The sequence below is a fragment of the Streptomyces sp. SAS_281 genome (assembly GCF_052542855.1).
The window spans coordinates 37,508-50,462 of record NZ_JBMNDO010000017.1 but is presented as its reverse complement, the minus strand read 5'-3'; the positions used below and the strand labels follow the sequence as shown (position 1 = coordinate 50,462).

Annotated in this window: 5 protein-coding genes; 2 read left to right on the top strand and 3 right to left on the bottom strand. The window is 70.8% G+C overall.

The window, feature by feature from the left end:
* Positions 1-1,782, bottom strand: a complete 1,782-nt coding sequence (locus ACN6LM_RS09150) for a 3-hydroxyacyl-CoA dehydrogenase family protein (protein WP_445064792.1) — start codon at positions 1,780-1,782, stop codon at positions 1-3.
* A gap of 341 nt (positions 1,783-2,123) precedes the next feature.
* Here ACN6LM_RS09150 and ACN6LM_RS09145 point away from each other — a divergent pair, with 341 nt between their 5' ends.
* On the top strand, positions 2,124-2,693 hold the full coding sequence (locus tag ACN6LM_RS09145) for a HEAT repeat domain-containing protein (protein WP_445064791.1): 570 nt from the start codon (positions 2,124-2,126) through the stop codon (positions 2,691-2,693).
* Here the strand turns inward: ACN6LM_RS09145 and ACN6LM_RS09140 are convergent.
* A complete protein-coding gene (locus ACN6LM_RS09140; protein WP_445064790.1) occupies positions 2,677-3,939 on the bottom strand; it encodes an McrC family protein in 1,263 nt (420 codons plus the stop codon). The two genes, ACN6LM_RS09145 and ACN6LM_RS09140, sit on opposite strands and share 17 nt — an antisense overlap.
* Positions 3,936-5,768, bottom strand: coding sequence for a DUF4357 domain-containing protein (locus ACN6LM_RS09135; protein WP_445064823.1), 1,833 nt, complete (start codon positions 5,766-5,768; stop codon positions 3,936-3,938). The genes ACN6LM_RS09140 and ACN6LM_RS09135 overlap by 4 nt, the downstream gene beginning before the upstream one ends.
* A gap of 904 nt (positions 5,769-6,672) precedes the next feature.
* Between ACN6LM_RS09135 and ACN6LM_RS09130 the strand changes: the two genes are divergently transcribed.
* Complete coding sequence (locus tag ACN6LM_RS09130) at positions 6,673-12,933, top strand: protein kinase domain-containing protein (RefSeq protein ID WP_445064822.1); 6,261 nt, start codon at positions 6,673-6,675, stop codon at positions 12,931-12,933.
* Positions 12,934-12,955: the final 22 nt, after the last annotated feature.

Here is a 12,955-nt window from a genome sequence, read left to right as displayed (position 1 = left end):
TCAGCGCCGGGCATATTCGCGGAAACCGCGTCCCGTCTTGCGGCCGAGGCAGCCCGCGGCCACCAGGTGCTCCAGGAGCGGGGCGGGCGCCAGGCCCGGATCGCGGAACTCGTTGTGCAGCACCCTCTCGATGGCCAGCGAGACGTCGAGCCCGACCACGTCCAGCAGCTCGAACGGGCCCATCGGGTAGCCGCCGCCCAGCCTCATCGCGGCGTCGATGTCGTCGAGGGACGCGTAGTGCTCCTCGACCATCTTGACGGCGTTGTTGAGGTACGGGAACAGCAGCGCGTTCACGATGAAGCCGGCCCGGTCCCCGCAGTCCACCGGGTGCTTGCGGACCGCGTGGCACACCTCGTGGACCGTGGCGTGCACCTCGTCGGCGGTGAGCACCGTACGCACGACCTCGACCAGTTTCATCGCGGGCGCCGGGTTGAAGAAGTGCATCCCGACGACGTCCTCGGGCCGCCCGGTGGCCCGGGCGATCGCCACGACCGGCAGCGAGGACGTCGTCGTGGCCAGCACCGCGCCCGGCCGGCACACCTTGTCCAGCGTGGCGAACAGCTCCTGCTTGACCAGCAGGTCCTCGGCGACCGCCTCCACGGCCAGGTCCACCTCCGCGAAGGCGTCCAGCGAGGCCGCCGCGGCGATCCTGCCCAGCGTCTCGTCGCGGGCCTGCCCGCTCAGCCGCCCCTTGGCGACCGACCGGTCCAGCGACTTGGCGATCCGGGCCTTGGCGAGGTCCGCCTTCTCCTGGCCGCGCGCGGCGAGCACCACGTCGAACCCCGCCTTGGCGAAGACCTCCGCGATCCCCGAGGCCATCGTCCCCGAGCCCGCGACGCCCACCGACCGCACGGTGCGCCCGGCCGCCTCCTCACCGCGCGGGGCCGGCGTCAGCGCGTCCGGCACCACCGTCTGGCTTCCCGGCTCGGCGTAGGTGTAGAAGCCGCGCCCCGCCTTGCGGCCGGTCAGACCGGCGGCGGTGAGCTGGCCGAGGACGGGCGCGGGGGCGTGCAGGCGGTCGTGCGAGGCGGAGTACATCGCCTCCAGGACCGTGCGGGCCGTGTCGATGCCGATCAGGTCCAGCAGCGCCAGCGGACCCATGGGCAGGCCGCAGCCCAGCTTCATCGCCGCGTCGATGTCCTCGCGGGTGGCGTAGTTCGCCTCGTACATCGCGGCGGCCTGGTTGAGGTAGCCGAACAGCAGGCCGTCCGCGACGAAGCCGGGCCGGTCGCCGACGGCCACCGGTTCCTTGCCCAGCAGGCGGGCCAGCGCGGTGACCGCCTCCACGGCGGGCGGGGCCGTCAGCACCGAGGAGACCACCTCGACCAGCTTCATCGCGGGCGCCGGATTGAAGAAGTGCAGGCCGAGCACCCGCTCCGGGCGCTGCGACTCGGCCGCGAGACGGGTCACCGACAGGGCGTTGGTGCCGGTCGCGAGGATCGTGGCGGGGGAGACGATCGCGTCGAGCTCCCGGAAGACCTGCTGCTTGATCGCGTACGACTCCGGCACGACCTCGATGACCAGCTCCGCGTCGGCGGCCGCCTGGAGGTCGGAGAACGTACGGAAGCGGGCGAGGGCGTCGCGCCGTTCCTCCTCGGTGATCCGCCCGCGCTCCACGGCGCGGGCGGTGGACGCCTCCAGCGAGGCGACGGCCCGGCGGGCGGCGGCCTCGTCGGTGTCGATGCCGATGACCTCGCGGCCGGAGCGGGCCAGGACCTCGGCGATTCCGGTGCCCATCGTGCCGAGGCCGACGACGGCGATGGTGGAGAGAGGGGTGTCCATCACGGGACTCCAGGGGTGAGTGACGACTGGGAGAACGCACGGCGCGCACGGCGCACGGCGCGCGGGAGGTGCCTGTCGTGGTGGTCGACCACCGGGCGTGATCCACGCACGGGACCGGAAAGGAACGACGGACCCTGTCCCGGGGCCGCGTCTCGTACAGCTGCCGAACCGACGACACTCCGGATGGCTGCGTCACCAGGCCATCGGAGCGACGGGAGCATGTCCCGCTCAACTGAGCTTAACCAGCGAGTAACGAGCGCGCCAGCCCTGGCCAGTTGTGGCCCGCACCACATTTCCGGGGTCCGTCGATACGCACCGTGTCCGCTATTACCCTTTCGGTCATGGACGACGAGGAGTTCCGGTCACTTGCGCACCGGCTGGCCGGCGAGGCGGGGGAGTCGCCGGCCTACCGCGCTCTGCTCGCCACCGGGGACGACGAAGAACTCGCCCGGGTGCTGGTCGAGCGCGAACGCCCGCTCTGGGCGCGCGAGATCGCCGCGTTCCGGCTGGGCTGCGCCGGCGACCCCCGCGCCTTCGAGCCCTTGGTGCTCCTGCTCAACCACCGCGACCCCGAGCGCTGCGTCAGCGCCGCCCACGCGCTGGCCCGCCTCGCCGACCCCCGTACCCCGCGCGCCGCCGCCGCCCTCGCCACCAACTCCCTGCGCACCGCCTACGCCCTCCACCCGGTCCGCCTGCTCACCGCCCTGAACGCCCCGGAGTCCGTACCCGCCCTGATCGAGACCCTGTCCGGCCTGCTGACCCCGGACGAACCGCACTGGCGCGTCGCCCTGGCATGTGTGGAGGGTCTGGGGTCCCTGGGGGACGCCCGCGCCCGCCCGGTCCTGGAGGCCGCGCTGCCCCGGCCCCGGCTGGCGGCGGCGGCCCAAGAGGCGCTCAGCCGGCTGGGGTGAGCGTGGGGTCCGGCTGCCCGGACCCGGGGCCGGACCGGCGGTCCGCGCCCTGCGCCAGCCGGCGGGCGAGGGCACGCGTCGCCGCGAGCAGCGAGTCGGGGGGCTGGGCGAGATCCAGTGCGTGCTGATGCAGGGTGACGGTGCCACGGCGTACACGGTGTTCGGCGTGCGGGGCGCTGCCCTCGGCGTACACGAGATGGCCTTCGGGCAGCCCGAGCGCCGTGCAGTACGCGAGCATCTGGTAGAGGTCGGCCCCGGGGTACCCCTCGGGCTTCTCCGCCTTGTATTTGGCGTCCGCGACCGCGAGCGGCGCGCCCCCGTCGCCGTACCAGACGAAGTCCGGGCGCATCCGGACCGTGGCGGCCTCGTCCAGGTAGACGCCTCCCGCCTGGAGCGAACCACGTCCGCCGTACGGGAGAAGCGCCTCGCGCAGGGCGACGCACACGAAGTCCTCGAAGACCTTGTTCATGTCGAAGAGGAATCCGTCGATGTGCAGGCTTCCCGGACCGTGCTCGGCCGAGGAGCCGGTCAGGACGGCCCGGGCCAGGTGGAGGGCATGGTGATAACGGCGGTTGAGGCGGGTCGGCCGCCACTCCGGCAAGGTGTGTCCCCGGGGCAGTGGTGCGACCTCGGCCAGTCGGACGCGTTGGCGGGTCAGCCGGGTACGGACGGGGCGGGGGACACCCGGCAGCCGCAGGAAGCGGTCCACCGCGGAACGCAGCAGCCGGTTCTCGGGGATGTCCGTCGTGAAGTCGTCGTAGGTGACCTCGACGGGCAGAGCGGCGCCGAAACGGCGCTTCATCTGGTCCGCCCCCCTGAGCCTGCCACGCAGCACGAGGGTGGTTGCGTCAGTGCTGCGGTATCCCTGGAGCAAGCCCTTGCCGAGGGCCCGTTCCACCTGCCTTTCGAAGGCGTGCGCGAGGGCGGGGAGGAGTTCGCGGTGTTCGGCCACCTCGACCTGGCCGTCCCGCCATCCGCGGGGGTCGAGACTGTAGCCGAGAAGGAAGAACAGCCGGTCGATCGGCACCTTGGGAGTGATGCGGAGCGTGACGGGCCCCTGTCCCGGGACCTTCACGGCCACGGCTCCCACTCTGCTCCCCGCCCGGAGGACCCAGTGCCCGGGAAGGCAGGCATCGGGCGCCGCTTCGACGATCCGGGAGGCGGCGAGGGCGCGGCCGACCTCGTCAGGGAGCCTCCGGCTGACCGGCCTCGCGTGTTCGACCAGGCTGATGACGACTTCGTTCACGTGCCGGGCTCGTCGTCCGAGGCGTGCAGCGTGCGTCGCAGGGCGGCGATTCCGTAGCGCTTGTCGATGTCCACGCCTTCCCCGTAGTGATGCTCTTCCAGCAGGGGAAGGATCCTGGTCCGCCACGTCCGTTCCAGCCCACCCTCCCGGTAGACGCCCGGCTTCATCAAGTAGGAGGGGCCGATGCGGAAGTCGGCTTCCTCGATACGGGAGTTGAGGGCGTCCAGGAGCCGCGCGGGCTCGTCGTCCCGTCCCTCGGCCGCGAGCCACCTCCGTAGCAGCCCACGTGTCGGCTCCGCGCGGGGTGAAAGCTCGACGAAGGCGAACCGGCGCCGCATGGCCGCGTCCACGAGTGCGATCGAACGGTCGGCGGTGTTCATGGTGCCGATCACGAAGACATTCGGCGGCAGGGCGAAGTCGTCGCCCGAGTAGGTGAGCCGAACGGACTTGTTGCGGTATTCCAGAAGGAAGTAGAGCTCGCCGAACACCTTGGCGAGGTTGGCCCGGTTGATCTCGTCGATGATCAGGAAGTGCGGGATGTGACGGTTGCCTTCGCGGGACGCCAGGTCGGCCAGCTCACGAAGCGGCCCGGCAGTCAGCCGGAAGGCGACCTCGCGGCTCTCGGGGTCCTCCTGGGGCCGAAAGCCCTCGAAGAAGTCCTCGTAGGAATAGGACGGATGGAACTGGACGAGTTTGACCTGCTCGGGCCCGCCGCCCAGGAACTCCGCCATCCGCAGTGCGAGGTAGGTCTTGCCGGTGCCGGGTGGTCCGTACAGCACGAGCTGTCGCTCGTCCCACAGAAGGTTCCGGACCTCCTCCAGCCACGACACGTCGTGGACGAGCAGGTCGCGTGCGAGGTCCGTGGTGGGTACGGGGAGTGCCAGCTCCCGCCTGGCGGTGATCGCCGGGATCTCCACGCTGGGATCGCGGTCCGCGGCTTCGGCTTCCTCGACGAGTTCCTCGTCGCTGATGCCCAGCCCGGCGAGCAGGTCCTTCACCGGGGTGAGATCGACGACGTCGTGCTGTGCGGACAGCTTCTGCTGAAGTTCTTCGGGGAGGGCGCCGTACGCGTGGCCGCCGTCCCGCCACTCCACCGGACGCCGCAGATTGGAGCGGCCGCCCTCCGAGGTGATCTGCTCGAACGATCCGGTGACCTCGCCGATGTACAGGCGCCCTCCGGAGATGGTGCAGACCGTGTCGCCCGGCCTCATCCGGGAGAGGAACGCGTGCAGCTCTTCGACGAGAGCCAGCCTCTGGTGGTAGGTCGCGGTCGAGTCGTAGTCCTCCTCGACCATCGATCGGAGCGCGTCCTTGGCCGCACCCTGTTCAACGCCCTGACGCAGTTGCCGAGCCGGAAGGCTGATGATGCCTTCCGGCATCCACAGACGCTGGACGAGGTCGAGTCCCGACACGTTGGACCCACGGACCAGCCACGAGCGGCTGGGCCCCCAGAAGGCGTGCTCGATGAAATCGACCAGCGGGTGCCCGTCGGCCGTCTTCCACTCCTGCCAGCCGTTTGCACCGCGCCCGACCAGGATCTCGGCCGCCGCCGAGGGCGAGTTGCACTCGATGTCCCGCGCGGTTTCCAGCCATCCCGGCCACCGCTCCGACGGTCGGATCGCCTTCTCCGCCAGGAGCTGCTCCCGGAGCCGGTGCGAGGAAGGCATGCGTGCGGCGAACGACGGAACCGCCTCGGCCCTTGCCGGTGACCCTGCCGTGACGACGAATCTCTGACTGCCGTTGGTGCCCTTCGTCCGCATCAGCCGTCCTACGGCCTGCGGCCCGCCGTTCGGCAGCCGAAGCCGGAACTCCGGGTACTGCTCGGACATAACTGCTCGCTTCCTTCCAGGTGACGTGCGGTAGCGGTCGCCGCGCGGTAGCGGGCCGCGCGGTCCAGCCCCGGACAAGAGCGTGCCGGGGCACCGGGCGATCAAGGGCGGTTCCTCCGCACCCTCGTAGGCTAGGTGCAGCTCGTCACCGGCCCGGGTGGCCAGTACGAAGTACGCCATACGCAACGACGCCGATGTCGGGTCCGTGCCCGAATCCGCGTGGGTGTCCGGGACGAGCACGGTGTCGCAACCGAGACCCTTCGCGCTCGCCCGGTTGACGATGACGATGCCGGGACGGTCCAGGTCCAGGTTCCGGTACCGGCCCGAGGCGGCCTCCGAGGTGTACATCTGCGGCCTGGGGCGCGGCGCCCGCCGCTCCAGCCGGGTCAGCAGATCGGACTGGTCACGGGTCGAGGCCATGACGACGCCGATGCTCCGGCGGGGAGCTCCTCCACTTCACCGGCTGGGACTCGCTCGGCGCAGGCGCAGGCGCAGGCGCAGGCGCGGTCCGGGGCCGGCGTCGACGGGGAGTCGATCGTGTCGAGAGCCGCGGGATCCTCACCGTGTGCGACGGAGGTCCTGAGTTCCACTGCCCCCTGCTTTCACGCGGCGCGATCCGACCTGCGGGGGCGAAGAACGTGACGCCCTCGACCGTCTCCATGGAAGCACCATACTAGCGGCACGTTGACGATGTAAACAAAGTGAACGTGTGATGGGTTCACGCTCCTTCGTGTACGCTTCCACGAGTCGTCGGCCCCGTCGCATCTCCGGGCGGCGCCGCGGCCACCATGGGGAGGCGTGCGTCCTGACGGGGACCGCGCCGGAGTGCGCAGGAGGAGTACCAGTGGATCTGGAGACGGTCGCGGGACGGTTCCGGCTCGTGGGGGCGATCGACTCCGGCAACATGGGCGAGGTGCACCGGGCCGAGGACCACCAGGTCCCCGAAGGCGCGGCGGATCGCGTGGTCGCCGTCAAGCTCATCCTGCGACACCGCTCCGGCACCCTCGTGGACACGAGGGCCGACGCGAAGGCCGTGGCCCGGTTCGCCCGCGAGGTGCGCATCATGCGCCGGCTCCAGGACGCGAACCTCACCCGGATCATCGACGGCGGCGTGGACGAGGCGCGCGGCGGGCGGCCGTACCTGGCGATGGAACTCCTCGACGGAGACACGCTCGGCGACCTCATCGACGAGGAGAGCCGGCTCCCCCTCTCCTGGGCCGCGGCCATCGGCGCTCAGATCGCGAACGGCCTGTCCGCGGCGCACGGCGCGGAGGTCATCCATCGCGACCTCAAGCCGCGCAACGTCATGCTGACCCGCGGAGGCGTGGTCAAGGTCCTCGACTTCGGCATGGGGCGGATCACCGACGATCCCGACGACACGCGGCTGACGAGTTCGGGCACGACGGTGGGCACGGCGCGCTACATGGCGCCCGAACAGTTCAAGGCCGGGCTCGTCACGCCCGCCGCCGACCTCTACGCCCTGGGCTGCGTGCTGTACGAGATGCTCACGGGCGTTCCCCCGTTCGTCGGTGAGAGCGCGTACGAACTGATGGAGAAGCACGTATACGCCGCGCCGACCCCGGTCCGCCTGATCCGCCAGGACGTACCGAAGGAGCTCGCCCGGCTCGTCGACCGCCTGCTGGCGAAGAACCCGGCCGACCGTCCGGCCGACGCCGCCGCCGTCCGGGACGCCCTCCTGCCCCTGGCCGTTACCGCCGACGACACGGCAGAGCTCTTGTCCTGGGCGGCGCTCGACCCGGTGCGGGGCCTCCGGTCGCTCAGGGTCGAACAGCCGCTACGGCCCACGGACGCCGCTCCGCCCCAGACGTCCACCGACGACCCCCGCCGCGCTGCTCCTGCCCCGGGCATGGACGTCTTCGGGGTGCACCGCACACTGATCAAGGACTATCACTCCTTCACCAAGGGCGGCACCGTCATCCGCGACGGGCGCGTCAACGCCTATGTGGAGAGCGACCTGGAGGCCAAGTCCCAGTGGCCCGACCCCTGGCTCTCCCTCAACCCGTTCTTCGCCGGCGGCGGCACGGTCCTCGAACTGGCCGGGCAAGGGGTGCTCCACGAGGAGTGCGCGAAGATCTTCCAGGCCAGGAAGACGGAGGGCGGGACGGTCTGTGACGGCCGTCCGCTCACCCTTCACCAGCACCAGCGCGAGGCCGTCGAAGCCGCCCGCTCGGGCGCGTCGTATGTGCTGACCACCGGTACCGGCTCCGGGAAGTCGCTCGCCTACATCGTCCCGATCGTCGACAAGGTCCTGCGGGAGCGTGCAGCCGCCGGGCCCAAGGCCGGGAAGCGAGTGAGGGCGATCATCGTCTACCCGATGAACGCCCTCGCCAACAGTCAGCTCAAGGAGCTGGAGAAGTACCTCCGCGACGGCTACGGCGACGGCCGGGAGCCCGTCACCTTCGCGCGGTACACCGGGCAGGAGGACGACGCCCGCCGCAAGGAGATCCGCGACAACCCGCCGGACATCCTGCTCACCAACTACGTGATGCTCGAACTGATGCTGACACGGCCCGCGGACCGGGCCAGCCTCATCAAGATGGCCCGCAACCTGGAGTTCCTCGTCTTCGACGAACTCCACACCTACCGCGGCCGCCAGGGCGCCGACGTCGCCCTGCTCATCCGCCGGGTGCGCGAAGCGTGCCAGGCCGCCACGCTCCAGTGCATCGGTACCTCGGCGACCATGTCGACCGAAGGCACCCTGGAGGATCAGAAGAAGGTCGTCGCGGACGTCGCCTCCACCCTCTTCGGCACGGAGGTACGCCCTCAGCACGTCATCGGTGAGACGCTGGTGCGCGCCACCGACCCGGCGCCCGCCACCGTGCCTGCCGACCGCCTCACCACTCCTGCCGCCCCGCGGGCGTACGCCGAACTCGTCCACGACCCGCTCGCCCGCTGGATCGAGACCCGCTTCGGGCTTGCCACCGACGAGGTGACCGGCCGCCTCGTGCGGCAGCGGCCCGCGAAGATCGAGGACGCGGCGCAGGAGCTCGCCGAGCAGTCCGGTATCGACGAGAGCGTGTGCGCCGACGCGATCCGCGCCACCCTGGAGACCGGCTCCCAGGCCCTCCACCCGGTCACCGAACGACCGCTGTTCGCGTTCCGGCTGCACCAGTTCCTCTCCAAGGGCGACACCGTCTACGTCACCCTGGAGGACAAGGCCACCCGCCACCTCTCCCGCTCCTACCAGGTCGAGCAGCCCGGCAGCGGGGGCAAACTGCTCATGCCGCTGGCCTTCTGCCGCGAGTGCGGGCAGGAGTACGTGACGGTCTGGCGCGACGAGAAGAACGGCGACGTACGGTACGAAGCGCGGCGCGACACCTCCGCGACCGGGGGCCGCCAGGGCGACGGCTACCTCTACATCGACCACGACCGCCCGTGGCCGGCCAACCCCCAGTACGCCGTCGACGACCGCAGGCTGCCCGAGTCCTGGCTGGAAGTGGACGACAAGGGGCAGGAGGTCATCAAGAGGACCTACCGTGACCGGGTGCCGCGAGCGGTCACGGTCGATGCCCACGGCTACGAGGGCCGGGGCGATCTGGACGCGGCGTTCATCCCCTCCCCGTTCCTCTTCTGTCTGCACTGCGGAGTGACGTACGAGCAGACGCGCGGCAAGGACTTCGCCAAGCTCGCCACCCTCGACCAGGAGGGCCGTTCGTCCGCGACCTCGCTGATCTCCGCCTCCGTGGTCCGCTCTCTGAAAGCGGTGCCCGAGAAGGCGCTCGACAAGGAAGCGCGCAAGCTGCTCACCTTCGTCGACAACCGCCAGGACGCCTCGCTCCAGGCCGGCCACTTCAACGACTTCGTCCAGATCACCCAGCTGCGCGGCGCTCTGCACCGGGCCACGCTGGACGCCGGCGAGGACGGCGTACGCCACGAGGAACTGGCCTCCGGCGTGGCCAACGCGATCGCCCTCGACCCGGTCGACTACACCGGCGAGACCGAGCTCCCGCCGGGGCTCGCCCGCAGTGCGGCCAGGACCCTTCGCGATGTGATCGCCTTCCGGCTCTACCTCGACCTGGAACGCGGCTGGCGCATCACCATGCCCAACCTGGAACAGACCGGGCTTCTGGAGATCGACTACGAGGACCTGGCCTGGCTCGCCGCGAAGCAGGACCGCTGGGCGGGCACCCACGCGGCCCTGCGCGACGCGGATTCCGCCCTGCGTGCCGAGGTCATGAAGGCACTGCTCAACGAGATGCGCCGCGCCCTCGCCATCGACGTCTCCTACTTCCGCGACGATTTCGACGCGCTCCAGCGCGCCAGCGAGGAGCGCCTGACCGACCCGTGGGTCCTCTCCGCCGCGGACAAGGCGAAGGTCGGCACCGCCTATCCCACTCCGTCCAGGCCCGGCCTGGACCGCACCGCGCTGTTCCTCTCGGCGGGCGGCAAGTTCGGCAAGTACCTCAAGCGCACCGACAAGGCCTTCCAGGCCCTTCCCAAGAACGACCTCCAGACGGTCATCGAAGAGCTGCTGAAGGTCCTCGCCAAGGCGGGCCTGGTGAAGGAGGTCACCGAGACCCCGCAGCGCGGCGGGCGATTCCGCAGGCCCTCCGGCCCGGTGGCGACCGGCTACCGAGTGGCGGCCCAGTCGCTCATCTGGCGCGCGGGCACGGGGGAGAGGGGCGCGCACGACCCGCTCACGCGCACCTACCAGAGCGGCGACGGCCCCCGCGTGAACACGTTCTTCCGCGACCTCTACCGGAACGCGGCGGGCGAACTGGCCGGACTCTTCGCCCGCGAGCACACGGCCCAGGTGCCTCCGGCAGACCGGGAGAAGCGCGAGGAGGCCTTTCGGAAGGCCGAGCTGAAGCTGCTGTACTGCTCGCCGACGATGGAGCTCGGCGTGGACATCTCCTCCCTCAACGCCGTGATGATGCGGAACGTCCCGCCCACCCCGGCGAACTACGCGCAGCGCTCCGGCCGAGCGGGCCGCAGTGGACAGCCCGCCCTCGTCACCACGTACTGCGCGACGGGCAACAGTCACGACCAGTACTACTTCCGCCGCTCCGCGCGCATGGTCGCGGGAGCCGTCGCCCCGCCCCGCCTCGACCTGGCCAACGAGGACCTGGTCCTCTCCCACCTTCAGGGCATCTGGATCGCCGAAGCCGGACTGAAACTGGGCCGTGCCATCCCCGAGGTCCTCGACGTCTCGTACCCGGACACGGGTGACCGGCCCGACCCCGCCCTGGGCCTTCAGCCCGAGATTCTCGCCGCCTCGCTCGACGCCGACGCGCAGCGCCGAACGGTCGACGCCGCCCAGCGCGTCCTGGCACCGCTGCTCCCGCAGTTCGTGGAGACCACCTGGTGGCACGACGACTGGATCCAGGACCGCGTCCGCACCGTGCCCGAGCGTTTCGACCGCGCCTTCGACCGCTGGCGCCTGCTGTTCAGGGCCGCGCTCGACGACCAGTACATCCAGAACAAGCGCCGCCTCGACTACAGCCTCACCGAGGGCGACCGCATCCGTGCCAACGGCCGCCGCCGCGAGGCCGAGACCCAGCTCAACCTGCTGATGAACGAGAGCGCGGACAGCAAGTCCGTCCTCTCCGACTTCAACCCCTACCGCTATCTCGCCTCCGAGGGCTTCCTGCCCGGCTACTCCTTCCCGCGTCTCCCACTGGCCGCCTACATCCCCAAGGCCGGCGGCCGTCGGGACGGCGACTACCTCCAGCGGCCCCGCTTCCTCGCCATCCGCGAGTTCGGCCCCGGCGCGCTGATCTACCACGAGGGCGCCCGCTACCAGGTCACCCGCATCCAGATCCCGCCGGACGCCTCCGGCGACCTCGCCACCACGGAGGCGCGCCGCTGCGCCGGCTGCGGCTACCACCACGACCCCCAACTGCGTGCCGACCGCTGCGAGATGTGCGACGAGCCGCTGGGCTCGGCCACCTACGGCCTGCTCCACCTGCACACCGTGTACACCACCCGGCGCGAGCGGATCTCCTCCGACGAGGAGGAGCGCCGCCGCGCCGGCTTCAGACTGGAGACCTCCTACCGTTTCCAGGACCACGGCACCCGCAAGGGGCGCCTGGACGCGACGGTGTCCGACGCCGGCGGCGAGAGGATCGCCGCAGTGGCGTACGGCGACTCGGCGACCGTCCGCATCACCAACACCGGCCGGGTGCGCGCCAAGAAGGACGACCCCGACGGCTACTGGCTGGACCTCGCCGACGGCCGCTGGATGAACGACCGCGACGCCGCCGACGCCTCCGGCGACTCGACGGAGATGCCGGTTATTGACTCCGACGGCAACGAGAAGCGCCGCAAGAAGCGAGTCATCCCCTTCGTCGAGGACCGCCGCAACATCGTCGTCGTCACCCTCGACGAACCACTGCCCGAGCCGGTCGCCCTGTCCGTCATGTACGCCATGGAACGAGGCATCGAAGCGGCGTTCGAGCTCGAGGACTCCGAGCTCAGCAGCGAACTGCTCCCACCCGACGACGGCCCCCGCAAGCGCATCCTCTTCACCGAGGCGGCGGAAGGCGGCGCGGGCGTCCTGCGCCGCCTCCAGGCGGAACCCGACGCCCTGGCGAAGGCCGCACGCAGGGCACTGGAGATCTGCCACTTCGACGAGGACGGCAACGACCTCGGAGGCCCGCACGAGAGCCGCAGATGCGCCCGGGGCTGCTACGAGTGCCTGCTGACCTACGGCAACCAGCTCAACCACACCGACATCGACCGCCACACCGCACGCGACCTGCTGCTGCGCCTCGCCTCGGCGACCGCCCGACGCAAAGGACGCGGCGAGTCGCGGACCGAGCAGTTCGAGCGGCTCCTCGCGCGGGCTTCCGACGACCGCACGAGCGAGGAGACCGCCGTGGAGCCGGTGGCCGCAGAGGCTGCCGGCGTCGCCCAGGACGACCTCCTGGCCTGGCTCAGGGCGAAGGGCCTGCGCCTCCCCGACGACGGCGAGACACTGATCACCGAAGCGAACGCACAGGCGGACTACGTCTACCGGCTGCCCCACGTCAGCCTCGCCGTGTTCGTCGACCTGCCCGGTACGGAGCCGACGGCCCTGCGCGACGAGGACGCCGAGGAGCGGCTGCTCGACGCCCGCTGGGACGTCATCCGCTTCCCGCACGACGCCGACTGGGACAAGATCGCGTCGGAACACGTCAGTTACTTCGGAACCGCGGCCAACTGACCGCCCACCACGAGGACTCGAA